The following is a 25,944-nucleotide window of genomic DNA, read 5'->3' as shown; positions in this document are numbered from 1 at the left end:
GATGATTAGAACAAAGCATGGCCGACGGGAAGAACAAAGCAGGCAAAAATGATTTTCCGCAACGCAGCGTAGATTTGCGGTTTAGCAGTTTTGCATTCCCATCTGCTTGAATCGGAGAAATGAAATCTCCATTCCCGGTTGTTTTTTGAAATGTTGGAATGTCGACCAAGTCGATAGAGTATGGGAGCCTTTCACCATCGAAATCCGGAGAGGAAGGGTTCATTCGATGGTGACACTCAATTTGAAACGTCGGCAGGCATTGGGGCTGATCGGTGCGGCCGCGGCCGCGGCAGTGCTGCCGATTGCCGGCCAAGCGAGGGCCGCCGCCAAGGAACTGCGTATCGGCTGGCAGAAGAACGGTGTGCTGGCGCTCGCCAAGAGCCAGGGCGCGCTCGAAAAGCGTTTTGCCGATCGCGGCATCAAGGTCACGTGGTCGGAATTCACATCCGGCCCGCCGCTTCTCGAAGCGCTCGGGGCGGGCGCGCTTGATTTCGGCCCGACGGGTGACGTGCCGCCGCTATTTGCCCAGGCCGCACGTGGCAATCTGCTTTATGTCGGCACCTATCGGGGCAGTTCTCAAGGTTCGGCCATCCTCGTCCACAAGGACAGTCCTATTCAGTCGATCGCGGACCTGAAGGGCAAGAAGCTCGCCTTCAAGCGCGGCTCCAGCGCCCACAATGTTGCGGTCAAGGTTCTGCGCAAGGGCGGTCTTGCACCCACCGACGTGACCCAGCTCGATCTGGCGCCGCCGGATGCGGCCGCCGCCTTCAAGAACGGCTCGATCGATGCCTGGTCGATCTGGGATCCCTATACCGCGATTGCCGAAGCCGATCCGCAGACCCGCGTGCTGACGACGGCGGAAGGCATCGTCGACAGTTGGAGCTATTTCCTCGGTAATGGTGATTTCGCTGGCGAGAACGGCGATCTGATCGTCGAGGTGATCGACGAACTGAAAAAGGTCGGCGGTACGGCACAGTCGAATTTCGACGAAACGGTAAAGGCGATCGCCTCGATTACCGGCGTGCCGGAAGATGTCACCAAGGTCGTGCTGTCGCGGCGTGGCGCGGATCTCGGCGCTGTCTCCACCGTGCCGGATGCGGCAGTCCAGTACCAGCAGGCGCTGGCCGACGAATTCTACGATCTCAAGATCATCCCGCGAAAGCTGGACATTTCCGACATCGTCTGGCGCCCGAAGGCCAGCTGAGCTGCCGTCCGTCACAGACCAACCGAGATCAAGGATTTTTGACGATGAGCGATAAGAAGAACCCCATCGATTTTCTCTGGTTCATTCCGACCGGTGGCGACGGCACCTATCTCGGCGGCAGCGAACTGAACCGCCCGCCGGAGAACCGCTATCTGCGCGAACTGGCGCAGACGGTGGACAGGCTTGGGTTTTCCGGCGTTCTGTTGCCGACCGGCGTTTCCTGCGAGGAATCCTTCGTCACGGCGGCCTCTCTGGCGCCGTTCACCGAAAAACTGAAATTTCTGGTGGCGATCCGTCCGGGCACGGCGGCACCTGCCTATTACGCACGGCTCGCGGCTGCACTCGACCGGGTGACGAACGGCAGGCTGCTCCTCAATATCGTCGTCGGCGGCAATCCATCGGAACTGGCCGGTGACGGCATCTTTCTCGAGCATGACGAGCGTTACACCCACGCGGAGGAATTCTTCCAGGTCTTTGAGGATCTTGTCACCACCGGCCATGCGGATCTCGACGGCAAGCATATCAAGGCGAAAAATGCCAGGCTCGGTTTCCCGACCATCCAGCAGCCGCGGCCGCCGCTTTATTTCGGCGGATCGTCGGATGCCGGCATCGAATTCTTTGCCGGTCGCGGCGACAAATATTTGACCTGGGGCGAGCCGCCGGAACAGGTGGGTGAGAAGATCAAGGCCGTGCGCGCTGCTGCCGAAAAACGGGGCAGGGACGTCTCCTTCGGCATTCGCCTGCATTTCATCGTCCGTGAGACCGACGAGGAAGCATGGGAAGCGGCGGATAAGCTGATCTCCAAACTCTCCGACGAGACGATCGCCAAGGCGCAGGCGCATTTCGCCCGTGATTCCGACAGTGTCGGCCAGCAGCGAATGGCGGCGCTGCATAATGGTCGTCGCGACAAGCTGGAAGTCTCGCCCAACCTCTGGGCCGGTATCGGGCTGGTGCGCTCGGGGGCGGGTACCGCACTGGTCGGCTCGCCGAAGACGGTGGCCGCACGCCTGCGCGAATACCAGGATCTTGGCATCGAGACGGTGATCGGCTCCGGTTATCCGCATCTGGAAGAGGCCTATCGCGTGGCGGAACTGCTCTTCCCGGAACTCGGCATCACCCGCGAGGAACAGCGTGCTGGCTTCGGCAACGAGTTCGCCTCGGGAAAACCGCTCTTCGGCGGCGGTGGTCACGCCACCATCCGCGCCGTCGCGGCAGCCTGATAAGAGAGTGAGGGCGAGAGAATGACGACAGTCGATACGTTTACCGATGGTCACCCGCTTCGACGTAGTGGCAGTCAGTCGCGATCTGTTGGGGGCAAAGGGCTCGCGGCTCCTGCGATCTCCCCCCTTGTGGGGGAGATGCCCGGCAGGGCAGAGGGGGGGAACGTCTCGCGGAATTCGGCATCGGCAGAGGTCGCCGAGGGGGCATCACCCCGCTCTGTCAGCTTCGCTGACATCTCCCCCACAAGGGGGGAGATCACCCGGAGCGCCTCCGATCGCTCCCGAGCAGTATTGGCCGCTTTCGGCCGATTTTTGCCATTTCTCCTGCCGGTGACATTGGTCATTCTCTGGCAGGCCGGTTCCTCCTTCGGCCTCATCTCCGACCGCATCATGCCATCGCCGGCGGCGGTGGTTGCGGCTTTCTGGGAAAGGCTGTTTTCCGGTGAACTCGCCCGCGATGTCGGTGTCAGTGGTGCGCGTGCGCTGAGCGGTCTTCTGATCGGCGGCTCGATCGGCTTTTTGCTCGGCATCGCCAACGGCGTGTCGAAACTGTCGGAACAGCTGACCGATACGACGCTGCAGATGCTGCGCACCATTCCGCATCTGGCGATGATCCCGCTCGTCATCCTCTGGTTCGGCATCGGCGAGGAGGCCAAGCTGTTCCTCACATCGCTCGGCGTGCTCTTCCCGATCTATTTGAACACCTATCACGGGGTGAAGAATGTCGATCGCGACCTCATCGAGATGGGGCGCATCTACGGCATGAGCGGCTGGTCGCTGTTCCGCAAGGTGATCTTTCCAGGCGCACTGCCGTCGATCTTCGTTGGCCTGCGTTATGCGCTCGGCATCATGTGGCTAACGCTGATCGTCTCGGAATCGATCGCCGCCAATTCCGGCATCGGCTACATGGCCAATACCGCGCGCGAATTCATGATGACCGATGTCGTCGTGCTGGCGCTGGTCATCTATGCGGTGCTCGGCAAGCTTGCCGACGTCATTGCCCGGACGTTGGAGCGGGCAGCGCTCTCATGGAACCCGGCCTATCAGCGATAAGGAGGATAAAATGCCCGTTGGACCCTATCAATCGCCGCTCGCCTTCATTTCTGATGCGGAGCTGGACGCTTACCATGAGGCACAGCCCGTGGACTATCAGGCAGCGCCGCAACCGGCGGGCTTAAGGCTGCGCGGCGTCGAAAAACGCTTCGGCGACAATCCTGTCCTGCGCGGTCTCGACCTCGATGTGCCTGCCGGACAGTTTCTGGCAATCGTCGGCAAGAGCGGTTGCGGCAAGAGCACGTTGTTGCGGCTTCTCGTCGGGCTGGATGAGCCGACCGGCGGACGGATAGAGTTCGTCGATGAGGAAGGCGAGGCGGTTGAACCGAATTCCCGCATCGTCTTCCAGGAGCCGCGGCTTTTGCCATGGTTTTCTGTTGCCGACAATGTGGCGGTTGGCCTTGGTGACGGCGTGCCAAGGGCTTTCGGGCGGCGCGAGGCCGAGCGGGCGCTGGCGGGCGTGCAGCTGTCGGAAAAGGCGAAGGACTGGCCGTCAAAGCTTTCCGGTGGCCAGCGGCAGCGTGTGGCGCTGGCACGCGCACTGGTCAGTCGCCCTGGCCTGCTGGCGCTCGACGAGCCGCTCGGCGCGCTCGATGCGCTGACGCGGATCGGCATGCAGAATCTGGTGACGGATGTCTGGCGCGAGCTTGGCTTTACCGCAGTGCTTGTGACCCATGACGTGGCGGAAGCCGTGCATCTGGCCGACCGGGTGATCGTGCTTGATGAAGGCCGTATCAGCCTTGATCTCGAAATCCCGAGAGACCAGCCGCGCCGGCATGGCGATCCGGTTCTGGCGGAACTGGAGGGCAGGCTGCTCGATACGATCCTCGGGAAAGCTTGAGGATCGGATCAGAGATTAGATCAGATCGATCGGCCGGCCCGCGCCAGCCCGTGTTCCACAAGCCGGTCGATCACTTGAGGATAGCTGACGCCGCTTGCGCCCATCACCTTGGAATACATGCTGATATCGGTGAAGCCGGGAATGGTGTTCAGCTCGTTGACGAGAATGCGCCCTTCGGCGGTGAGGAAGAAGTCAGCCCGCGCCATGCCGTCGCAGCCGAGTGCGCGAAAAGCCTTGATCGCGAAGGCGCGGATCTCGTCTTCGACATCCGGCGGTATCTGCGCCGGGACTCGCAGCGCCGCGCCATCCTCGTCGATATATTTGGCATCGTAGCTGTAAAAGCCGTGGCTCTCCGCCGGAACGATCTCACCCGTTGTCGAGACGAACAGGCTGCCGTCCGGTGCCTCCAGAACAGCACATTCGATCTCGCGGCCCTTGATGAATTCTTCGGCGAGAAGCTTGCTGTCGTGGCGAAACCCTTCGGACAGCGCCGCGCCGTAACCGGCCTTCGTCAACACCTTGCTGACGCCGACCGAAGACCCCTGGCGGGCCGGCTTGATGAAGATCGGCAGGCCGAGCGTCTGTTCCAGTTCCTCGAAAGCGGGTGCCGCATCCTGATAGATCGTCACCGAGCGTGCAGCCGGAATGCCGGCCTCGTTGAACAGCCGCTTGGCGATATCCTTGTCGAGCGCATTGGCCGAGCCGAGAATGCCGCAGCCGGCAAGCGGTACACGCGCCACCTCAGCCAAACCCTGAACCGCGCCGTCCTCGCCATGCAGGCCATGAAGCACGGGAAACAGGATGTCGATCTTCGGCAGTTCGTATGCCGCAGCCCCTTCGGGAAGCGCAAGCATGCGGCCCTTGCCGCCGGGAATGAGCGAAAGCTGGGTGCCGCTTTCCGGCTTTGAAAGCGCACCGCCCTCAAACGCGCTGAGCAGCCATTCGCCTTCGCGGCTGACGAAGACCGGTACCGCATCATATTTTTGCGGATCGAGCGCATTCATGACATTAGTTGCCGAAAGCACCGACACGTCATGTTCCGCCGAACGCCCGCCGAACAAAACGGCAATACGCAGCCTGTCTGTAGTTCCCGTCATATATCCCTCTCCAGTCCGGCTCGCAGCCGGTATCCGATTCTGCATCGGTTTTTGCCCATTCCTTGCGACGCCGCAAAACGGGCTGTTTTGCGGCGGATGCGCAGTCAAGGATGAGAAAAGGGCGAAATCAGAACGGCTTGATCACGGCCAGCGCTACGATGAGCACCAGACAGATCAGAATGGTCGGCATGCCGATGCGCACGAAGGCATTGGGTTCAAGCTTCGGATCGGCAGCCATCTTGCGCATCGCGGCCTGTTGCATGCCGTGTAGGGCCGAAAGAATGACGACCAGAAGAAGCTTGGCATGCAGCCAGCCATCGGAGAAACCGATATAACCAAAGGCGAGCCACAGGCCAAAAATCCAGGCCCCGGCAAGTGCGGCCGTGGTCACGGTGCGATCGTATTTGCGCAGCGCGACGATGACGCCGACGCGGATCGGCGGCGGCACCATCGAGATGACGAAGGCATTGATCAGCATGCCGCCGATCAGCAGAAAGTCGGAAAGTTGGTGCAGGGCCTTGATGGTGAAATACAGCATTATCGATCACTCCAGATCATCTGTTCGGTAAACCCGAGTTCAGCCAGATCCTGCGCTCGAAGCGCCTGTTCTGCCGGGTCTGATGGAAAGAATTCGTCCAGTTGCGGCGGCTTTACGCCGGTTGCGGATAACATCGCGTGAACCTGTCCGCGATGATGTATCTGGTGCTGGAAGAGATGCAGCAGGATGCGGTCTGCCGGTTCGACCTGCACATGCGTATCGCGCGGGATGCTGACTTCGCCGCAAAGCGTCTCGTCCGTCAGGCTGCGACAGTGGTCTATGAGGCGGCGGTCGGCGGCGCGCTGCTCGCGGTCGAGATCGGCAAGGATAGCAAACGGGATTTCCGGTTCGAAGGCGGAAGCGCCCGGACAGTTTCCTTCAAGTGCACCGATATAGAGCCAGTCGACGGTCAGGATATGGTTCAGCGTGTAGATGATCGATGGAAAGAAGTTTTGGCGCGGTGCGGCGAGGTCTTCAGCGGACAGTAATGCGCAGGCCTTGAGGAGGCGGTGATTGGCCCAGGCGTTGTTGTATGCCTGGGCGAGGAAGTAGCGCTGTGGTGTCGTTGCCGTCTTCACAAAATGCCCCTCACCCTAACCCTCTCCCCGCAAGCGGGGCGAGGGGACTTGCCTCGCTCGATGTCGGCGTGGGTCGATACCTTGCGGTGTCCGCCCTTCTCCCAGCATGCGGGGAGAAGGTGCCGGCAGGCGGATGAGGGGCTTTGTGGGCACCATTTCCGCCTTGTTACGAAAAGAAACTAGCTCTTCAATTTGGCGATGACCAGATGGCCCGGGCTGGGATTGCCGTCCTGCATGCGCACGTTGATGTCAGTCATTTCGACAAGCTCGAAACCGGTATCGGCAAGCCGTGTGCGGATATAGGCCGGTGAATGCATGAAGCGCTGGTGCGGGCCGACCGTGTAGGTGCGCTCGTCACCTTCATCTAAGGATTCCGACGAGAAGATGAACAGGCCGCCGGCGACCATGTTTTCGGCCGCACCGAAGAACAGCGGTTCGAGCGCGCCGAGATAGGGAAGCACGTCGGTCGCCGTGATCAGATCGAAGGGCTCGTCGTCATTGTCCTCGAGAAAGTCCTCGACTTCGGCGACATAGAGCGTCTCGTAGAGATCCTTCTCATGGGCGATCTCGACCATGTTTTCGGAAATGTCGAGACCGGTAATGTCATCGACCATGTCGCGCAGCGTGCCGCCGGTAAGACCCGTGCCGCAGCCGAGATCGAGCATGCGCTTGAACGGGCCGAGCTTCAGCTCCTGCAGGCGCTGGCGCACCAGAACCGGCACGGCATAACCGAGTTGTTCGACCAGAATGTCTTCAAAGCTTTCTGCGTGCTGGTCGAACAAGGTTTCGACATAGGCATCCGGCGCCTTCGGCGGCGCTTCGCCGCGGCCCATCGAGGCGATGCGAACGGCGGCACCACCGTGATCTTCCGGATCGATTTCGAGCACCTGGCGATAGGCTTCGACGGCGGCATCGATCTCGCCGGCCTTTTCATGTGCAAGCGCCTTGTTATAGGCTTCCGCCAATGCTTCTTCGTCGATCTTCGCCATAACCATATCCTCGTTGTTGCCAGCCGCTTTACGTGTCGCGACAGCGTTTGGCAATTGCGAGGATCGCAGCAGACGCGATCAGTGCAGGATGATTTCGCCCTTCACCTGCCGCCACTCGCTGGCCGAGATCAGCTTGCGATGCACGTAGCGGACGGAATGGATGGGGCCTTCCAGCTTTTCCTGCCAGAATTTCAGAAAGCCGTTCATTTCGGGAGAGTCGGGGGCGAGATCGTAATTCTGCCAGACGTAACTCTGCAGCAGGGCAGGATGATCCGGCATGCGGTAGAAGATCTGGGCGGTGGTGAGGCCGTAGCCTCGCAGCATCATTTCGAGTTCCGACATCTGCTGTTCCCTTTTTTCAATGACGCATTGCCTGCGTCATTGAAATGGGATCATGTCATGCTTAATGGAAGCTTGACGATTATCGCTTTTGGCCGAAATTGATGTTTTATTTCAGTCTATTAGCATCCATCTTCTGTGAGTGCTGCTAGCGCACCAGATGGCGGGTCAGGCGTCGTTCGATGAAGTTCCACAAATGCCGCAACGCTTCGACCATGGTGAGGTAGAAGATCGCAGCCCAGAGATAGGTCTGGTAATCGAACGTCCGCGAGAAGGCGTAGCGCGTCTCGCCCATCAGATCGTAGACGGTAACGATGGCGACGACGGCCGAGCCCTTGATCATCAGGATGATCTCGTTGCCATAGGGCCGAAGCGCCACGATCAGGGCCTGCGGCAGGATGATCTTCCAGAAGGCGACGCGCTTGGAAATGCCGAGTGCGGCTGCACCTTCGTGCTGGCCGACCGGAACGCTCTGGAGCGCGCCACGCAGGATTTCCGCCTGATAGGCGGCAGTGTTCAGCGTCAGCGAAAAAAGACCGCAATACCAGGCCTCGCGGAAGAACCACCACAAACCAACAGATTCCAGCTGCGGCCGGAAACTGCCGAGACCGTAATAGATCAGGAACAACTGGGCGAGCAGCGGCGTCGAGCGGAAGACGTAGACATAGGCGTAGGCAATCGCATTCAGCACGCGGTTCTTCGCCATGCGGGCGAATGCGATAGGCAGCGATAGAATGGCCCCGAGCACGATGGAGATGCCCACCAGCGAAATCGTCGTCCACAAGCCGTTGAGGTAACGCGGTCCATAGCGCTCGAATTTGGCCGGATCCCAGCCCTCGATCACCATGCTGATCAGCGCCATGGCGAGCAGCGCCCACAGGATGAGCACCCCGATGCCGACGACCTTCGCCGTCGTCAGAGGCCGGTGCAGAACAGCAGGCGCCGGGCGCGGCGGGATCATTTCCTTCGTCACGCTCATCGGGAAACCTCCGACCGCTTGGCCCAGCGCTCGATGAAGCCGAGACCGTAGGAGGAGATCATCGCCAGGATCAGGTAGAGCAGGCAGGCGAGGAAATAGAAGAAGAAGGCTTCCTTGCTGACGCGTGCAGCAACACCCGTCTGGCGCACGATATCGGCAAGCCCGATGACGGACACATAGGACGTATCCTTGAGCAGGATCAGCCAGAGATTGGTAAGGCCGGGCAGGGCGATGCGGATGAGCTGTGGCAGGACGATCAGCAGCATGGTCTTGCCGCGACGAAGACCGAGCGCATCGCCGGCCTCATATTGCCCACGCGGAATGGCGCGGAAGGCCGACAGCAGAACTTCCGACGAATAGGAGGAGAAAACCACCGCCAATGCCACCATGCCGGCAACGAAGGCGTTGATCTCCACGCGCCCGTCATAACCGAAGAAGGAAAGCACGGACTGGATCAGCATCTGCGCGCCATAGTAGACGATAAACAGTGTCAGCAGTTCCGGCAGGCCGCGAAAGATGGTCGTGTAGATACCGGCGGCCAGCCTCAGCAGTTTTTCCTGCGACTGCGCGGCAAGTGCGATCAGGAAACCGATCAGCAGCCCGACAGGCAGTGTGGCGAGCGCCAGCGAGATCGTCACCTTGACGCCGAAGGCGATTTCGTCGCCCCATCCGGTGTCGCCACAGGAGACCAGCCCGGAGCCGCCAAGCCAGGTAAAGATACCGGCGGGGCCGCAAAACGGGTCGAGTATATTAAAGAGGGCGGAGAGCCATCCGCTCATAGGATCATGTTCCGGTTCATATTCCCCTGCGGCTTATGTCGTGCCGCTTTCAAATGCCAATTAAAAAGGAAAATTTCTTGAGGACAAGTGCTTCACAAAAATGAAAACGGCGGAAGGTGACCCTTCCGCCGCTTTTTCACGAGAAAAGTAGATTACTGTTCGCCGCCATAGACGTCGAAGTCGAAATACTTGTCCTGGATCTTCTTGTAGGTGCCGTCGGCGCGGATCGCGGCGATGGCTGCGGTGAACTTGTCGGCCAGAGCCTGTTCATCCTTGCGCACGGCAATGCCTGCACCCTGGCCGTTGATTTCCGGATCGACCGGAAGCGGGGTCAGGATCTTGCAGCAGGAGCCGGCATCCGACTTCACCCATTCCGTGAGGACGACGATATCGTCGACGACGCCATCGATACGGCCGTTGGTCAGGTCGAGCTTGTATTCGTCGGCGGTCGGATAGAGCTTTTCATCCGAATCCGGGAAATGCTTTTCGACATAGTTGGCATGGCTGGTCGAACCCTGAGCGCCGATGGCCTTGCCCTTCAGCGATTCGGCGGTTGCTTCCGTCAGCGGAGAATCCTTCGGCACGGCGATCGCCGGAGGCGTGTTGTAGTACTTCTTCGAGAAGGTGACCTGCTGCTGACGCTCGGGCGTGATTGACATGGAAGCGATGATCGCGTCGAACTTCTTCGACTGCAGAGCCGGAATGATGCCGTCCCAGTCATTGGTGACGAAGGTGCACTCGGTCTTCATCTGGACGCAGAGCGCCTTGGCGATGTCGATATCGAAGCCGGTCAGCTCGCCGTTGGATTCCAGAACGTTGAAGGGCGGGTAGGCACCTTCCGTACCGATCACCAGCTTTTCCTGTGCCGAAGCGGCGCCAGCGAAAAGCGAGATCGCTGCGATCGACGCGGCAGCAAACAAACGGGTGGAGATGTTCATAATGGTCCTCTCTGTTGGCAGTCCGGCGGCGTTTTTTCGGTTTTTCGCAGCCGGTGAGGGGCGTTTTGCAGCCCTTGGTTTTTATAGATACCGGCTCCGGGAAAATTGCAACGGCATTTTCTGCGGCAACCTCGGGCTTCACATCCCTTTGACGGATACGTCCCAACCGACACGTCGCCACAAGGTTCCTGGAGGAAAATGCATAATGTCAAGGGCGGCAGTGTTTGCGATGCGCCAAGATGGCGCAGGCATAATCAGCGATGAATACTTCATTCAAGCACGGTTCAGACTTTGGTCCCGATCATGCGGACCTTTGCTGCCGGTCATAATGGGAACCAAATTGGAACAAATACAGTTGTGGTGCCGCGAAAAACTGCCCGCAAGAGGTGGGCCACAACAGGGATGACCATTGGGGCCGTCGCGCGCATCTAGGGACGAAAGCCAGAAGAGGAAAATGTCATGTCGATGAAATCCAGACTGTTCGCCAGCGTGGCGGCGCCTGTTTTGTCCCTGCCATTGTTGATGCAGCCTGCCTATGCCCTGCCGTCCGGCATGGAACTCGGAGCGGCACAGCCGGTAGCAGCAGGTATCATCCGGGTTCAGGAGCAGGTTCCTGCAGAAGGTGAGGAGATCCCCAAACGCCGCAAGCCGCAGGCAGACGAGGGCGAAGGCGCAGAGCGCCCGCGCGGTGAGCGTCAGCAGCGTGCCGAACAGCCGGAAGGTGAACGGCCGCAGCGCCGCCAGCAGGCGGACCAGGGTGAGGGCGGCGAGCGTCCGCAACGCCGTCAGCAACAGGATGCCGGCCAGGCGGAAGAGCAGCCGCGCCAGCGTGAACAGCGTGCCGAGCAGCCGGAGGGGGAACGTCCCCAGCGCCGCCAGCAACAAGCCGATCAGGGCGAGGGCAGCGAGCGACCACAACGTCGCCAGCAGAATGCCGAGCAGGCGCCCGAACCACAGCAGCAGGCAAAACCGGATGCGGAACAGGCCGAACAGCCCAAACCGCGCAAGGAGCGTCAGCAGCAGGCTGAGCAGCCACAGCCGGAGCAGCCGCAAGGCGAGCGCCCGCAACGCCAGCAGGCCGATCAGGCGCCGGAACCGGCCGCAAAGCCAGATGCTCAACAGGCTGAACAGCCCACGCCGCGGCCGCAACGCCAGCAGCAGGCCGAACAGCTACAGCCTGAACAGCCGCAAGGTCGCCCGCAACAGGCGGAGCGTCCTCAAACCGAGCAGCCCGAGGGTCAGCGTCCTCAGGGCGAGCGCCCGCAGCGCCAGCAGGCCGATCAGGGCGAAGGCGGTGAACGTCCCCAGCGTCGCCCGCAACAAAATGCCGACCAGGCTCCCGTACCGGTACAGCCGGATCAGCAGCCCGGCCAGACACCGCGTCAGCAGGCACAGGATCCGAACAGGGCGCCTCCCGAACGTGCGGCAAGCGGCGGCGAGCGCAACCAGCCGCGGCCGGTCGAACAGAGCGCCGAACAGCCGATGCTTCCGGTTGAAAACGGTGCGGCCGTGCTCGACAGCGCCAAGGAGCTGCGGCCCGATCGTGCCCAGAACAACGGTGATCGTCCGCGCCGCGATGGCAATCGCCCGGATGCCCGCACGCCCGATCGACAGCAGGCACAGGAGCGCCCGGCTCCGCCGCCGCGCACCGATGCCGACGCGCAGGCCAGCGATCGTGTGACCCGTGAAGACAGGGAGCGCTGGCGCAACCAGCGGCGCGAACTGGTCGAGGAACGTGGCGAGCGCATGGATGGCAGGCCCGATTTCGAACGCCCGCGCGGATGGGATGTTCTTGGCCCGATTGCAGGCGCTCTTCTGGGGCAGGGTCAGGCTCAAGGACAGGACCGCAATCGCGACCGCGACCGTAGAAACTGGGATCGCGACGACGGCCGTGAGATCATCTCGATCGATAACCAGACCTATGTCCGCCACAATGACAGCCGTCGCTTCTATGAGGATGGAAGGCAGCCGGAATACGAGCGTTTGGGTGATGGTCGCTACCGCGAAATCGTCGAGCGTGACGATGGCACCCGCGTGGTGACGATCCGCAACCGCTACGGCGAAGTCGTGCAGCGTTCGCGCGTTGTGCGCGGCGGCAAGGAATATGTGCTCTATTATGCACCGGAGCTTCTGGAAGATCGCAGAGATTACACCTGGCGCGATCCGGGCGACGACCTGCCGCCGATGCGGCTTGGCGTACCGATCGATGACTATATCATCGATACGTCCAGCGAGCCGGACCGCGATTACTATCGGTTCTTGGAGCAGCCGCCGGTAGAGCGGGTCGAACGGCCCTATTCGCTGGACGAAGTCCGTTATTCCGCACGTATCCGCGACAAGGTTCCGCGTATCGATCTCGATACGATCACCTTTGCCACGGGAAGTGCGGAAATCCCGATGAACCAGGCAAGCTCGCTGCGCAAGGTTGCGGATGCGATCAATCAGGTCTTGGAAAAGGATCCGTCCGAAACCTTCCTGATTGAAGGCCATACGGATGCGGTTGGCTCCGACGAAAGCAACCTTGTCCTTTCGGACAGGCGTGCGGAATCGGTTGCCGTCGTGCTGTCGGATGCTTTCGGCATTCCGCCGGAAAACATGACGACGCAAGGCTATGGCGAGCGATACCTGAAGGTGAGCACCGAGGCCGCGAACCAGGAGAACCGTCGCGTGACGATCCGTCGTATCACACCATTGGTGAAGCCGGTCGCCTCCAACCAGTAAACATCACTGCGACCTACAAGAATGGAAGCCGTCGGCCATCAAGGTCGGCGGCTTTTAGCGTCTGGGAAGGCCGGTTGCGCGGATGACGAAGTCGGCGATCGATACGGTGTCGTCAAGGTCGAATACGGGTAATGCCTGCTCTTCGATCGGATGATCTGCCGCGATGGCGACGATATGGGGATCGTTCGGAGCCAGAGGTTCGCGGCATTTCGATTCCAGTCGGCGCAGCTCTATCTTCGGGATGGCTTCCCGCTTGTAACCTTCGACCAGAACCAGATCGCAAGGGGCCAGCCGCTCAAGGATCTCGTCAAGTCTCGGTTCATCTGCGCCTCTCAATTCATGCATGATCGCGAACCGCGCGCCCGAGACGATCGCCACTTCACCGGCACCGGCCTCGCGGTGACGGAAGGAGTCCGCACCGGGCTTGTCGATGTCGAAGTCATGATGGGCGTGCTTGATGGTGGAGATGCGGTAACCGCGGGCCGTCAGTTCTTCGACCAGCCGAACGGTCAGTCCTGTCTTTCCGGAATTCTTCCATCCGGAAATGCCGAAGGCGGGTGTAGTATTCATGCAAGGATCTCCGCGAAGGTGCTCGCATGGGCAAGCTCTTCGGGTGTGTTTATGTTGAAGAAGGGATCAAGTGAGCCGTAGCGCGTCTGGAGAGGCTGGAAATCCACAGTCACCAAATGGTGATGGTCGAGAAATGCACCGATGCGGCGATTGTCGCCTTTGAGCAGCCAGCGTTCCAGACCCTCGGCAAGAGCGACCGGCCAGAGACCGAAAACCGGGTGACGGCGCTCCAGTGACGTGGCGATGACGATCGTTTCTGCAGTGCTGCAGGCAGCAGTCAGTCGCGATACGAGGTCCGGCGGCAGGAAGGGGCTATCGCAGGGAGCGCTGGCGAAATGCGAAGCCTCGGGTTGATGGGCGGAATAATGGCGCATGCCGGTGAGAATGCCCGCAAGCGGCCCGAGTTGTCCGTCAAGGCTGTCTGAGACATGAGTATAGGTATCAAGCCCGGGAACTGGATCGGCGGCATTGATGGCGAGTTCCGAGACCTGCGGGCCGAGCCTGCGCACGACATGGCCTAGAATACTGTCCCGGCCAAGTTGAAGCTGCGCCTTGTTTTCTCCCATGCGGCTCGATCGGCCGCCGGCAAGGATGAGACCGGGCGGGCGCATCGTCAGCCGCTCGCCGGAGGTGCTGCAGCCGTCTTAGCCGTATCGATGGCGCGGCGGCTCTCCCGGTAGAAGGTATAGAGGCCGGAGCAGATGACGATGGCGGCGCCGATGAGAACGGTCATCCCGGGACGCTCGCCGAAAATCAGCACGCCGATGACGAGCGCCCAGATCAGGCTGGTATAGCGGAATGGAGCGACGAAGGAGATCTCTCCGCCGCGCATCGAAAGAATGATGGTCTGGTAGCCACAGAAAACGGCAATCGCGGTCAAAACCAGCAGCAGCCAGTTAAAGTCCGAAATCGGATGCCAGCCGCCTGTCGGGACAATGAGGGCAAAACCGGCGGCCGTGATGATGAGAGAGGTGAACAGGGTCACATGAATGCTCGGAATTTCCCGTGCAATCCGGCGAGTGACGAGATCGCGCGACGCGGTGAAGAAGACCGCGGCCAGCGGGAACAGCGCATCCGAGGAAAAGCCTTCCGGTCCCGGCTGGATGATCAGCAGCACTCCCAGAAAACCGACGATGATGGCGCTCCAGCGCCTCCAGCCAACTGGTTCGCCGAAAAGGAGAGCCGCACCTAGTGTGACGGCAAGCGGCAGCGACTGCATGATCGATGCGGCAGAAGCGAAGTCAATTCTGGCAAGGGCGTTGAAAAAGCAGAGTGTCGCGCCGAGTTCGAACGCGGTTCGCAGAAGCACGAGCGGATGGGTGAAGGTGCGAAACGAAAGCCGCGCCCCGAGCAAAATCGAGACCGCGAAGACGAGTGCGGTCGTCAATACGCCGCGTACAGCCATGATTTGCGGAATGCTGAGCTCGTGGGTCAGAGCCTTGACCATCGCATCATTGCAGGAAAACACGGCCATCGCGGTCGCCATCAAAAGCGCTCCCCGCGTGTTGTCCGACAATGCCATGATGATTCCCCCGCCCGTGCTGCCCGGTGTTTTAAGGGATCGACATGCCCGCTGCCAGCGATTTTCCGTCTCATGTCGTGCGCGCGAAAATGTCGCCAAGCGCCATTAACGGTTGTTCAACCGAAAGTGGACATGGTTTGTGAATGTTCCCGCATGATGCCGGAATCGCTTCGTTGCGCACGCATGTAAGGCGTGCCTTCAGCCGAGCTAATTGACGGGGGAAAAATTGTTTATTGATCGACTTTTGCAGAGCCGTAAAATCGTCACCAAGGTTCTTCTGTTTGTTATCCCTTTGGTGTTCCTGATCGCCGGCGTGGGGCTTGCCGGGTATTACACGGCCAACACGTTGAACGGTCATATGACCGTCACTCGGGCCACGATTGAGAATATAGGCGACTTCGAGCGCCTTCAGGCCAGCCTGCAGGACTTTTCTGCCGCGCCTGACGAAAAGACGCTATCGGCGTTGAAGGCAGATATAGACGCGCAGGAAAAAGGCGTTTCCTTGCTGGAAGGCCTTCTCGCCAACGAGAATGATCGCGAGCGCGTTACGCCTGTTATCGGTCTTGCTTCGGCAATGCGCGGCCATGTCGATGCGTTGTGGTCGGTCAAGCTGCTCCGGGACGAAACGGAGGCTCAGATGGCTGCCACGATAGCGGAGATCGACACACTTGGCACCCAGGTGGCGGCACAGATGGGCAACCTGCGAAAGCAGAGCGACGGCAAGGAACGATTTGCCAAGGGCATGCTGTTCGAAGCCTATGCCTATAATGCCATTTCCGACAGGATCTCGGGCCTCAGAGACGCCATGCGCCGCGCTGAAAGCGATGATGCGGCACTAGATACGGCCAAGCTTTATCTCCCTCCGTTGCAGGAAGAGTTCGGCAAGGTCAGTGCCCTCGTTTCCGAAAAGATCGCGAAGGCGTTTGACCCTGCCCGCACAGCCACGGCCAATCTGGCTGCGGTACTTGAGAATGACGCTCCGATGGCGGACAAGGCGCAGGCTGTGCGGCTTGCTGTGAGCGCTCTCCTGCCGATTCAGCGAGACCTGAATGAACTGACGAGCAGTAGGGCGGTAACTGCCGCCGAGCGGTTCGTCGGTCTTGAAGGCGATGTTGCAGCCCAGCGTGAACTGTTGGCTCAGACCGAGAGCGCATTGGGACGAATCGATGAGTTGAAGCTTCTTGTCGAGCGCATGGGTGGAGCCATGAGCAAGGCTGCACAAACGCCATTGCTGGAATCCACTGCGGGTTTGCGCACCGTCTCAATGCGTGTTTCCGAACTTGCAAAGACCAATTTCACCATGGCGGGTTTCGGCGTGAAAATGGATCCGCTTCTGACATCACTTGATGGCGGATCGGCGAAATTGATCGAGATCGCCGATGACTGGCAGAACAAGAGGACTGCGGCGTCCACGACGCTGACCGCCGCCATGGCCGGTTTGAAGAATTTCGTCGCCCAGGCCCAGGAAGTCGGCAAGGAAGATAGCGAAAGGTCGGCAAACCTCTCGGTCATCGCCATGGTCGTCGGAACCATTCTGGCAATTGCCGGTGGCCTTATGCTGGTGGAAACCCTGCGCGGGCCGCTGCGCCGCGTGACTGAGGTGATGAAGCGTCTTGCCGATGGCGATCTGGAGGTCGCGATCGAAGGTCGTGAGCGTGGCGACGAGATCGGCGATATGGTGCGCTCCGTCACCGTGTTCCGTGATGCTGCAAGGGAAAATATCCGTCTGGAACACGAAGCCGCAGCCGCGCGCGAACTCTCCACGGCCGAGTCCGAACAGCGCGCCAGCGAACGTGCCCGCGTCGCAGCGGAACAGCAGCACGCGCTGACCGCCTTGTCCGGGGTCCTGGGTAATCTGGCCGAGGGCGATCTGGCGACGGGTATGGATGAAAATCTGCCCGCCGATTTCGTCATGATGGCGAGAACTTACAATCAGGCCGTCGATGCGCTTCGCGCGACACTCTCCGAGGTCGGTTATGCCGCACAGGAGATCAATGGTGGTACCGCCAATCTGTCCGCTTCTGCGGACGATCTGGCACGGCGCACCGAACAGCAGGCGGCAGCACTGGAGGAGAGCTCGCGGGCTCTGCGTCACCTGAGCGAAGTCGTGCGCAGCACGGCCGCAAACGCACAGCAGACATCCCGTTCGGTCAACGAGACGGAGGAATTTGCAGTCCGTTCCGGCGAGGTCGTCTCGCGTGCCGTCAATGCGATGGGCGAGATCAGCCGTTCCTCCGACAAGATCGCGACCATTATCGGCGTGATCGATGAAATCGCTTTCCAGACCAACCTTCTGGCGCTGAATGCCGGTGTCGAGGCTGCGCGTGCCGGGGAGGCAGGTCGCGGCTTTGCGGTAGTTGCCCAGGAGGTTCGCGAACTTGCCCAGCGTTGCGCCGGTGCCGCCCGCGAGATCAAGCAGTTGATTTCCGCAAGTGCGATGCAGGTGGAAAGCGGCGTGCAACTGGTCGAGGAAACCGGCGATGCGCTGTCGAAAATCATTGCCCACGTCACCGACGTGCGCAAGCTGGTGGCGCAGATTTCCTCCGCTGCGGCCGAACAGTCGACCGGCATCACGCAGGTGACCCAGGCCGTCAACGATGTGGAACTGATCACCCAGCAGAATGCCGCCATGGTCGAGGAGAACAATGCCGAGATCCGTGGCCTGCGCCATCGGGTCGAGGATCTGACGCAGAAGATCGGCCGTTTCAGAACGAGCGAGAGCGAGCAGCATTACGAGGAGCCGCAACTTCGCGGTTATCGTAGCGACGCTGCCTGACAGGCGGGCGTGAGCCGGAATTTCCTGTAAACCCCTAAAACCGCCCTTGGAGACGAGGGCGTTTTTTTTGTCGAAGATGGCTGTGACTGGACTGTGTTCCGCAAAAGTGCTGGAACCTGTGCGCGTCATCCTATAGTTGTTGGTCATGACAGGGGCGTCCGGCGAAAGCCGGGCTGAGAAGCACCCTTTGAACCTGAACCAGATCATGCTGGCGGAGGGAGTCGTTCGGGTCTTCGTCTTTCACGTCGTATCCCCACGTCCTCCTCCGTTGAAAAAGGAGGCGCAGATGACTGACCATGCCGTTCAATCCTTGAGACCCGGCCCGTTGCTGGCCGCGATGCGGCAGAAAAATCCGCTGGTGCAGAACATCACCAATTTCGTCGCAATGAACATTGCAGCCAATGTCATGCTGGCGGCAGGCGCTTCGCCAGCAATGGTTCATAGCCCGGAGGAAGCCGGTGAATTCGCGACTATCGCCGCGGCGCTGACCGTCAATATAGGCACGATCTCGCCTGACTTTCTCGATGGCATGAAGAAGGCGGCAACGGCTGCGGGCGAGGCGGGAAAACCCTGGGTGCTCGATCCGGTTGCGCATTTTGCGACCACCTATCGACGCGCTGCCGTGGCAGAGCTTCTGGCGTTGAGGCCGACGGTGATCCGCGGCAACGCTTCCGAAATCATCGCGCTTGCCGGAGAACAGGCGGCGGGGCAGGGCGTGGATTCAGGTGATAGCGTCGCGTCTGCCGAGGCGGCAGCCCGCACGCTCGCCATTCGCCATGGCTGCGTGGTGGCGGTGACGGGCGAGCGGGACTTCGTCACGGATGGTGATCGCGCCGTCCATGTTTTCGGCGGCTCACCGCTGATGCCGAAAGTGACGGCGCTTGGCTGTTCTCTGACCTGCATTGTCGGTGCCTATGTCGGCACGGTGCCGGGCAAGCCTCTCGAGGCGACGGTAGCCGCGCTCGCCCTGTTTGCCGCGGCAGGCGAATTGGCCGGGCGGGAGACAAAAGCTCCGGGATCCTTCGCCGTACGGTTTCTCGACCTGCTTGCCGAAGTAACGCCCGATGCGGTGGACGCTGTCGCAAGGGTGGTGTCGGCATGAAGCGTTTCGATCTTTCCCTCTATCTGGTGCTCGACCCTGATCTTTGCCGCGCGGTTGGAATGATCGAGACGGCACGTCTTGCGGTACGCGGCGGCGCGACCATGGTGCAATTGCGCGACAAGCAGGCGACGACCGCCGAAATGATCGCGATGGGGCTGGAACTGAAGGCGGCACTTGCCGGAACCGGCGTGCCGCTGATCGTCAACGATGACGTGGATGCGGCGCTTGCGATCGGTGCCGACGGCATCCATGTCGGGCAGGACGACATGGCGGCAGTCTCGGTGCGCGCGCGTGTCGGCGATCAAATGATCCTGGGTCTTTCCGTCGAAACGGAGGAACTGGCGAAACGTGTCGATCCGGCCGTGGTTGATTACGTCGGTATTGGTCCGGTCTTTGCCACCGGAACCAAGCCTGACCACAAGCCCCCTGTCGGTTTCGACGGCCTGAAGCGGATCGTGGCGCTGGCACCTGTTCCTGCGGTCGCGATCGGCGGGGTCAAGGGAGGGCATGCAGGCGAAATTTTCTCGGCCGGAGCCAAAGGCCTCGCCGTTGTCTCCGCCATATGCGGACAGCCGGACCCGGAGGCAGCGACCAGACTTATTGCTGCAGAAATCGCAAGGATAGGCAAATGACCATTCGCAATGTTTTATCGATTGCAGGTTCCGATCCGTCCGGCGGTGCCGGCATCCAGGCTGACCTCAAGGCATTTTCCGCCCGCGGAACCTATGGGATGGCGGCGCTGACCGCGTTGACGGCGCAGAATACGCAAGGCGTCACCGCCATCCATGCGCTGCCGCCTGATTTTGTCCGCGCTGAGATCGAGGCTGTCTTTTCAGACGTCAGGGTCGATGCGGTGAAGATCGGCATGATCGCCAATGCGCAGATTGCCGAGACGGTTGCCGCCTCGCTTGAAGCCTATGCGGCTGGAATTCCGATCGTGCTTGATCCGGTCATGGTTGCAAAAGGTGGAGCGCCGCTTCTGGCGAAGGATGCCAATCAGGCGATCATCGAGAGACTTCTGCCGCTGGCAACCGTGATTACACCCAACCTGCCGGAAGCGGCAGCCCTGCTCGGCGAGCGAGAGGCGCAAACGCGGGAAGACATGGCAGCGCAGGCGAAGCGGCTGCTACATCTTGGACCGCGGGCCGTGCTGATCAAGGGCGGGCATCTGGAGAGCGATGACAGCCCGGATGTGCTGGCTGAGGCTGGCGGAGTGACCTGGTTCGAAGGGTCGAGAACCAGGACAAAAAATACGCACGGAACCGGCTGCACCCTATCCAGCGCTATTGCTGCCGAATTGGCAAAAGGTCAGTCGGTGGTTGAGGCGGTCAGGGCGGCGAAAACCTATCTGGCAGAGGCGATCGCGGCCGCTAACGAACTGTCAGTCGGCAGCGGTCATGGGCCTGTCCATCATTTCGTAGAACTATGGAATGAAGGCATCACCCGCCGGTGACACTCATGTGCCGGGCGACGGCGGGCCGCTTGTGGGTACGGTCGATGATGAAGTCATGACCCTTCGGCTTGCGGGTGATCGCCTCGTCGATGGCGGTCGCAAGATACTCGTCGTCGTCAGAGGCGCGCAAGGCCGAGCGCAGATCCGCCGCGTCGTTCTGGCCGAGGCACATGTAGAGCGTGCCGGTGCAGGTGAGGCGGACGCGATTGCAGCTTTCGCAGAAATTATGCGTCATCGGCGTGATGAAGCCCAGCCGTCCACCGGTTTCCTTCACCTCGACATAACGCGCGGGGCCGCCGGTCTTGTAGGGGATGTCGGAGAGCGTGAACTGGTTTTCGAGACCTGCACGAACCTCTGACAAAGGTAGATACTGGTCGGTGCGATCCTCGTCGATTTCGCCCATCGGCATGGTTTCGATCAAAGTCAGGTCCATGCCGCGGCCATGGGCGAAACGGATCATGTCGGGGATTTCGAGATCGTTGAAATCCTTCAGCGCCACGGCGTTGAGCTTGATCTTGATGCCGGCCTTCTGCGCGGCGTCGATGCCGTCCATCACCTGACGGAAATTGCCCCAGCGGGTGATCGCCTTGAATTTGGCCTCATTCAGCGTGTCGAGCGAGACATTGATGCGGCGCACGCCATTGTCATGGAGTTCCTGCGCATAGCGGGTCAGCTGCGAACCATTGGTCGTCAGCGTCAGCTCGTCCAGCCGTCCGGCCTCGATCTGCTTTCCAAGCGCTTCGACCAAGAACATGATGTTCTTGCGCACCAGCGGTTCGCCTCCGGTGAGCCTCAGTTTACGAACGCCCTTGGCGATGAAGGCGGAACAGAGACGCTCAAGTTCCTCGAGTGTCAAAAGGTCCTTCTTCGGCAGGAATGTCATGTTTTCCGCCATGCAATAGGTGCAGCGGAAATCACAACGGTCCGTCACCGACACGCGAAGATAGGTCACCGCACGGCCGAACGGATCGATCATCGGCGCGTGAGCCGACGCTGGATTGCCGAACAGGGGTGGGGTAACGATGGAATTCAAATCAACATACTCCTGATCGCCGGAATCTGGTGGTCCTTGAAGGCGACGTCAAGCTTTACACCGGCAAGGCGGATGTATCTTGGATCAAATCAGCGCGACGGACAGGGTTGCGGCGAATTGACGAAATCCATAATCCTGAGTGGGTGAAATTGGAAGAGCGGACATGACCGAGGTTTTAAATGACAGTTGGCCGACCGAATTGCGCGTGGCCGAGGACAAGAGAACTCTGACCGTGACATTCGACGATGGCGCGCGTTTCGCGCTGCCTGCCGAACGGCTGCGTGTTCTGTCTCCCTCTGCCGAGGTTCAGGGCCACGGCCCCGGACAGAAGGTGACGGTTCCCGGCAAGCGCATGGTGGCGATCCGCAACGTGGTTGCCGCCGGAAACTATGCCGTGCGTATCGCTTTCGACGACGGTCACGACAGCGGGATTTTTACCTGGCGTTATCTGCGGGAACTCGGGATCGATGGTGACAATCTTTTTCGACAATACGAAGAGGAACTGGCTGCTAAGGGCCTGAGCCGAGACGGCGCGCGAGCGCATTAACAGGATAAGTAAGGGGATAAGCGGGTGGCGGCAGAATCGAATGCAGGTGAACTGGTCCAGGTCGTGGCGCTGCTCGGGGCAGGGGTCATTGCCGCGCCCCTGTTCAAACGGATAGGGCTCGGCTCTGTGCTTGGTTATCTTGCGGCAGGTCTTGTGGTTGGTCCATTCGGATTGAAGCTCGTCTCCGATCCGCAAGCCATACTGCACATAGCCGAACTCGGCGTGGTGATGTTCCTCTTCATCATCGGGCTTGAAATGCAGCCGTCGCGGCTGTGGAACATGCGCAAGGATATTTTCGGCCTAGGGGCGCTGCAGGTCTGCGCCTGTATCGTGGCGCTGATGGCAATCGGCATGGGGCTCGGCCAGTCCGCGCCCGTCGCCTTCGTGGCCGGAACCGGTTTTGTCCTGACATCTACCGCGATCGTCATGCAGATGCTGCAGGAGCGCAATCATATGCACACGCCGAAGGGCCAGCATATCGTCTCGATCCTGCTTTTCGAGGATCTGGCCATCGTGCCGCTCTTGGCAATCGTGGCGCTTCTGGCCTCGCATGGCGAGACCGTGTCTCTGGCAGGGCGCCTGCAATCCGTCGGTATCGGGCTTGCGGCGCTGATGGCGCTGGTTCTTGCCGGTCGCTATCTGCTCAACCCCTTCTTCCGGCTATTGGCCAATTCCGGCGCCCGCGAGGTGATGACGGCCGCAGCTCTGCTGGTGGTGCTCGGCTCGGCGCTGCTGATGGATTTCGCCGGTCTATCCATGGCCATGGGCGCCTTCCTTGCCGGCGTGCTTCTGTCGGAATCGTCCTTCCGCCACCAGCTGGAGGCCGATATCGAACCGTTCCGCGGCATTCTGCTCGGCCTGTTTTTCCTCGGTGTCGGCATGGCGGTGGATCTCGCCGTCATCGCCGCCAACTGGCAGCATGTAATCCTGGCGGTCGTGGCCTATATGATCGTCAAGGCTCTGGTCATATATGGCGTGGCACGGCTTTTGGGCGCGCCGCATCCGGAAAGCGTGGGACGTGCGATCCTGATGGCGCAGGGCGGTGAATTCGCCTTCGTGCTTTACGCGGCGGCGACCTCAGTCGGGATTTTCGATGCCGAGACCAATGCGGTCCTGACCGCAACCATCGTGCTCTCCATGGTGGTCACGCCGCTGGTCGTTGCGGTCTATGTCCGCATCGCGCCGAAACCTCAGGTGGATACCAGCGGGCTCGATGCGCCCGAGGATATTGCCGGCACCGTGCTGATGATCGGCTTCGGCCGTTTCGGACAGATCGTCAGCCAGCCGGTTCTGGCGCGCGGATACACCCTGTCGATCATCGACAGGGACGCCGAGTTCATCCGGGATATCGGCGACTTCGGCTTCAAGGTTTTTTACGGTGATGGATCACGTCCGGAGATCCTGCATGCGGCAGGTGCCGCGACGGCAAAGGCCATCCTCATCTGCATCGACGACAAGGAAGCGGCGATAAAGATTGCCGAGATCGTCAAGGAAGAATTCCCGCTGGTGCCGCTTCTGGCGCGGGCCTATGACCGCGGTCACGCGATCGACCTGTTGAAGGCTGGAGTGGACTACCAAATCCGCGAGACCTACGAATCGGCGCTGAATTTCGGTAGCGAAGTCCTGACCGTGCTTGGTGAAGAGCAGGAGTTGACGGCGCAGATCATCGAGGAATTCCGCGAAACCGACAGCGAACGTTTTGCGCTCGAACAGATAGGTGGCATTTATGCCGGCCGCTCGCTGATCAAGGGCAATGCCCGCCCGGCCGACGTCATCGCGGCGAGAACAGCTCGTCAAAGAGAACAGCGTGCAGCCGAGCAGGCGGCCGCTCAGGAGGCTGCAACGTGAGTGATGTGCTGGGGAATGAGCAAGGGATCATCACATCGGTGGACGCATTGAAGGCTATCTATGGCGATGTCGGCGAAGCGTCGATTACCAAGGTGACGACGGTGCTGACCCCGGAATATCGGCAGATGATAGAAATGGCTCCCTTCGTGGCGCTGGCGACGGTCGGACCGGAGGGGCTCGACTGTTCGCCGCGCGGCGATCTCGGCGGTGTCGTCAGGGTAACCGATGAAAGCACGCTGCTTCTGCCGGATTGGCGCGGCAACAACCGGATCGATTCGCTGATCAATATCGTCCGTGATCCGCGTGTCGCCCTGATGTTTCTGATCCCCGGCTCGAACACGACGATGCGCGTCAATGGCAGGGCGGTCGTCTCCGCCGAACCCTCTCTTTTGCAAAGCTTCGAGATGGACGGCAAGCATCCGCGAACGGTGGCAATCGTCACCATCGACGAGGTCTATTTCCAGTGCGCTCGCGCGCTGATGCGTTCCGAGTTGTGGAATGTCGATCGTTTCGTCGATCCGAAGACGCTGCCGACACCTGGGCAGCTTTTGAAGGCGACCAAGGCGGATTTCGACAGCGAGACCTACGATCGCGAGTTGCCCGCGCGCGCCGCCAAGACCATGTGGTGATTACGGGGTCTCCAAAAATGAAAAGGCAGGCCGCGCGGCCTGCCTTTTCATTTTTTGTAGATCAGCCAGTTCTTGCTGAGATAGTGGCTTTTCATGCTGTCTTCGAAGAAGACCGAGCGGTTCCGGCCGCTGTTCTTGGCGTAATAGAGAGCAGTGTCCGACTGGGCATAAAGCTCACCCGGATCCGCCGCCTGCGCGGCCATCGAATAACCGAGCGAGATTGTCACAGGTCCGTAATTGATCCCTGAACGGGAGTTGCGGAACGTCCGTGTTTCCAGTGCCCGACGAACGCGCTCGCAAATCACCATGACCTCGTCGGGCGTGTTTCCCTCGACGATGATGGCGAACTCCTCGCCGCCGGTGCGGGCGACGAAGACATCCTTGCGCACATTGGCACGCAGAACCGAAGCGACGGTCGCAAGGATCTTGTCGCCGACCGGGTGACCGAAATTGTCGTTGATCTTCTTGAAGTTATCGATGTCGGCCAGCACAAGTGCCGTCAGCGGCAAAGCCGTCTGATTGTCGAACGAACTAGCAAGGCGTTCATCGAAGGCACGACGGTTCGACAGTCGCGTCAAAGAATCCGTATTGGCGATGCGCTTGTATTCGTCGAGCTCGCGGCGAACCTGATCCATTTCATTGGACCGCTGCACCATATCGTCGACGGTCTTTTCGCCATGCGCCATCTTGTCGTCGGTTGCCTGATGCAACAGGCTGATGGCGCTACGGATGATGTCGGTCGAGAAGCTGTTCTTCGTGTTGATGCGCGCCGCCGTCTCGCTGAGCAGCTTTCCATAGCTCTCAAGCGAATTTTGCTCCTGGCGCAGAAGCTTCAGCAGCGCATCCAGTTCGCCAAGCAAACGGTCGTTTGCTTTTTCAATGACCGCTGACTGCGGACCTCCGAGATAACGTTCGGAAATGACGTCCAGATCCTCCTGAGTAGCCCTGCTGCCAAGGGCCGCGAGTTCTCGTGTCAGATCCGGATTCGAACCGATATAGGCTTCATAAAAAAGCTGATAATTGCGCGGAATGGGCGAGACACCCATAGACCGCACTGCATAGATAATCTGCCCCATCAGGTCGCCCGAATGTGGCTTCGATGCAGATATCGTCGTCATAGACGACCCCCAGTTAGACCCCACTACATGGATTTGATAAAATCTTATATTAAAAACTATTGGAAAATAA

General features: G+C 60.3%; 25 protein-coding genes and 1 riboswitch. Of the genes, 12 read left to right on the top strand and 13 right to left on the bottom strand.

Translation table 11 applies throughout. The annotated features are described in order from the left end of the window. The first annotated feature begins 226 nt into the window (after nt 1–226). The 4 genes from JNB91_RS21025 to JNB91_RS21010 all read left to right on the top strand — a co-directional run bounded on the left by JNB91_RS21025 (nt 227) and on the right by JNB91_RS21010 (nt 4,318). Nucleotides 227–1,204: an aliphatic sulfonate ABC transporter substrate-binding protein gene (locus tag JNB91_RS21025; RefSeq protein ID WP_220327430.1), complete on the top strand. Its 978-nt coding sequence runs from the start codon at nt 227–229 to the stop codon at nt 1,202–1,204. Nucleotides 1,205–1,248: 44 nt separating this feature from the next. Next, entirely contained in the window at nt 1,249–2,424 is a 1,176-nt protein-coding gene (gene ssuD, locus JNB91_RS21020; RefSeq protein WP_220327429.1) for an FMNH2-dependent alkanesulfonate monooxygenase, read from the top strand. Between the two features lie 138 nt (nt 2,425–2,562). Then, a complete protein-coding gene (gene ssuC, locus JNB91_RS21015; RefSeq protein ID WP_430736332.1) occupies nt 2,563–3,477 on the top strand; it encodes an aliphatic sulfonate ABC transporter permease SsuC in 915 nt (304 codons plus the stop codon). A gap of 10 nt (nt 3,478–3,487) precedes the next feature. Further along, nucleotides 3,488–4,318, top strand: coding sequence for an ABC transporter ATP-binding protein (locus JNB91_RS21010; RefSeq protein ID WP_220327428.1), 831 nt, complete (start codon nt 3,488–3,490; stop codon nt 4,316–4,318). A gap of 20 nt (nt 4,319–4,338) precedes the next feature. Here JNB91_RS21010 and JNB91_RS21005 read toward each other — a convergent pair whose 3' ends face one another. From JNB91_RS21005 to JNB91_RS20970, 8 genes are all read right to left on the bottom strand, one after another. Then, nucleotides 4,339–5,415, bottom strand: a complete 1,077-nt coding sequence (locus JNB91_RS21005) for a D-alanine--D-alanine ligase family protein (protein ID WP_220327427.1) — start codon at nt 5,413–5,415, stop codon at nt 4,339–4,341. A 127-nt stretch (nt 5,416–5,542) separates the two neighbouring features. After that, on the bottom strand, nt 5,543–5,953 hold the full coding sequence (locus JNB91_RS21000) for a CopD family protein (RefSeq protein ID WP_220327426.1): 411 nt from the start codon (nt 5,951–5,953) through the stop codon (nt 5,543–5,545). Then, a complete protein-coding gene (locus tag JNB91_RS20995; protein ID WP_220327425.1) occupies nt 5,953–6,531 on the bottom strand; it encodes a DinB family protein in 579 nt (192 codons plus the stop codon). Before JNB91_RS20995 ends, JNB91_RS21000 begins: the two co-directional genes overlap by 1 nt. A 179-nt stretch (nt 6,532–6,710) precedes the next feature. Beyond that, entirely contained in the window at nt 6,711–7,526 is an 816-nt protein-coding gene (locus JNB91_RS20990; protein WP_220327424.1) for a class I SAM-dependent methyltransferase, read from the bottom strand. Between the two features lie 72 nt (nt 7,527–7,598). Then, the gene (locus JNB91_RS20985; RefSeq protein WP_220327423.1) at nt 7,599–7,862 is read right to left on the bottom strand and encodes an usg protein; all 264 of its coding nucleotides are present in this window, start codon (nt 7,860–7,862) and stop codon (nt 7,599–7,601) included. A 145-nt stretch (nt 7,863–8,007) separates the two neighbouring features. Continuing rightward, entirely contained in the window at nt 8,008–8,838 is an 831-nt protein-coding gene (locus JNB91_RS20980; protein ID WP_220327422.1) for an ABC transporter permease, read from the bottom strand. Continuing rightward, a complete protein-coding gene (locus JNB91_RS20975; RefSeq protein ID WP_220327421.1) occupies nt 8,835–9,617 on the bottom strand; it encodes an ABC transporter permease in 783 nt (260 codons plus the stop codon). The genes JNB91_RS20980 and JNB91_RS20975 overlap by 4 nt, the downstream gene beginning before the upstream one ends. 152 nt (nt 9,618–9,769) lie before the next feature. After that, entirely contained in the window at nt 9,770–10,555 is a 786-nt protein-coding gene (locus JNB91_RS20970) for an ABC transporter substrate-binding protein (protein ID WP_220327420.1), read from the bottom strand. A 459-nt stretch (nt 10,556–11,014) separates the two neighbouring features. Here JNB91_RS20970 and JNB91_RS20965 point away from each other — a divergent pair, with 459 nt between their 5' ends. Beyond that, nucleotides 11,015–13,276: an OmpA family protein gene (locus JNB91_RS20965; RefSeq protein WP_220327419.1), complete on the top strand. Its 2,262-nt coding sequence runs from the start codon at nt 11,015–11,017 to the stop codon at nt 13,274–13,276. Nucleotides 13,277–13,330: 54 nt separating this feature from the next. On the opposite strand, the gene mobB is transcribed toward JNB91_RS20965, so the two are convergent. Genes mobB through JNB91_RS20950 form a run of 3 tightly spaced genes read right to left on the bottom strand, consistent with a single transcriptional unit; the run spans nt 13,331 to nt 15,368 of the window. Next, complete coding sequence (gene mobB, locus JNB91_RS20960; protein WP_220327418.1) at nt 13,331–13,846, bottom strand: molybdopterin-guanine dinucleotide biosynthesis protein B; 516 nt, start codon at nt 13,844–13,846, stop codon at nt 13,331–13,333. Beyond that, on the bottom strand, nt 13,843–14,457 hold the full coding sequence (gene mobA / locus JNB91_RS20955) for a molybdenum cofactor guanylyltransferase MobA (protein ID WP_220327417.1): 615 nt from the start codon (nt 14,455–14,457) through the stop codon (nt 13,843–13,845). Before mobA ends, mobB begins: the two co-directional genes overlap by 4 nt. A gap of 2 nt (nt 14,458–14,459) precedes the next feature. Next, nucleotides 14,460–15,368: a DMT family transporter gene (locus JNB91_RS20950; protein WP_220327416.1), complete on the bottom strand. Its 909-nt coding sequence runs from the start codon at nt 15,366–15,368 to the stop codon at nt 14,460–14,462. 244 nt (nt 15,369–15,612) lie between these two features. On the opposite strand from JNB91_RS20950, the gene JNB91_RS20945 reads away from it, so the two are divergent. From JNB91_RS20945 to thiD, 4 genes are all read left to right on the top strand, one after another. Next, nucleotides 15,613–18,144, top strand: a complete 2,532-nt coding sequence (locus JNB91_RS20945) for a methyl-accepting chemotaxis protein (protein WP_223218298.1) — start codon at nt 15,613–15,615, stop codon at nt 18,142–18,144. 140 nt (nt 18,145–18,284) lie between these two features. After that, a riboswitch (TPP riboswitch) is annotated at nt 18,285–18,381 on the top strand. Nucleotides 18,382–18,430: 49 nt separating this feature from the next. After that, entirely contained in the window at nt 18,431–19,246 is an 816-nt protein-coding gene (thiM, locus tag JNB91_RS20940) for a hydroxyethylthiazole kinase (RefSeq protein WP_220327414.1), read from the top strand. Beyond that, nucleotides 19,243–19,878, top strand: coding sequence for a thiamine phosphate synthase (gene thiE / locus JNB91_RS20935; protein ID WP_220327413.1), 636 nt, complete (start codon nt 19,243–19,245; stop codon nt 19,876–19,878). The genes thiM and thiE overlap by 4 nt, the downstream gene beginning before the upstream one ends. Then, nucleotides 19,875–20,699: a bifunctional hydroxymethylpyrimidine kinase/phosphomethylpyrimidine kinase gene (gene thiD / locus JNB91_RS20930; RefSeq protein ID WP_220327412.1), complete on the top strand. Its 825-nt coding sequence runs from the start codon at nt 19,875–19,877 to the stop codon at nt 20,697–20,699. Before thiE ends, thiD begins: the two co-directional genes overlap by 4 nt. On the opposite strand, the gene moaA is transcribed toward thiD, so the two are convergent. Beyond that, complete coding sequence (gene moaA, locus JNB91_RS20925; protein WP_220327470.1) at nt 20,686–21,675, bottom strand: GTP 3',8-cyclase MoaA; 990 nt, start codon at nt 21,673–21,675, stop codon at nt 20,686–20,688. The two genes, thiD and moaA, sit on opposite strands and share 14 nt — an antisense overlap. A 220-nt stretch (nt 21,676–21,895) precedes the next feature. Here moaA and JNB91_RS20920 point away from each other — a divergent pair, with 220 nt between their 5' ends. The 3 genes from JNB91_RS20920 to JNB91_RS20910 are packed head-to-tail and all read left to right on the top strand — an operon-like array spanning nt 21,896 to nt 24,756. Next, nucleotides 21,896–22,279, top strand: a complete 384-nt coding sequence (locus tag JNB91_RS20920; protein ID WP_220327411.1) for a gamma-butyrobetaine hydroxylase family protein — start codon at nt 21,896–21,898, stop codon at nt 22,277–22,279. 24 nt (nt 22,280–22,303) lie between these two features. Beyond that, nucleotides 22,304–24,127: a monovalent cation:proton antiporter-2 (CPA2) family protein gene (locus JNB91_RS20915; protein ID WP_220327410.1), complete on the top strand. Its 1,824-nt coding sequence runs from the start codon at nt 22,304–22,306 to the stop codon at nt 24,125–24,127. 5 nt (nt 24,128–24,132) lie between these two features. Then, a complete protein-coding gene (locus JNB91_RS20910) occupies nt 24,133–24,756 on the top strand; it encodes a pyridoxamine 5'-phosphate oxidase family protein (RefSeq protein ID WP_346269374.1) in 624 nt (207 codons plus the stop codon). 47 nt (nt 24,757–24,803) lie between these two features. On the opposite strand, the gene JNB91_RS20905 is transcribed toward JNB91_RS20910, so the two are convergent. Beyond that, entirely contained in the window at nt 24,804–25,874 is a 1,071-nt protein-coding gene (locus JNB91_RS20905; RefSeq protein ID WP_220327409.1) for a GGDEF domain-containing protein, read from the bottom strand. Between the last annotated feature and the right edge of the window lie 70 nt (nt 25,875–25,944).

This window comes from Aliirhizobium wenxiniae (assembly GCF_019511445.1).
GTDB lineage: Bacteria > Pseudomonadota > Alphaproteobacteria > Rhizobiales > Rhizobiaceae > Neorhizobium > Neorhizobium wenxiniae_A.
This window is presented reverse-complemented; position numbering and strand designations above follow the sequence as displayed.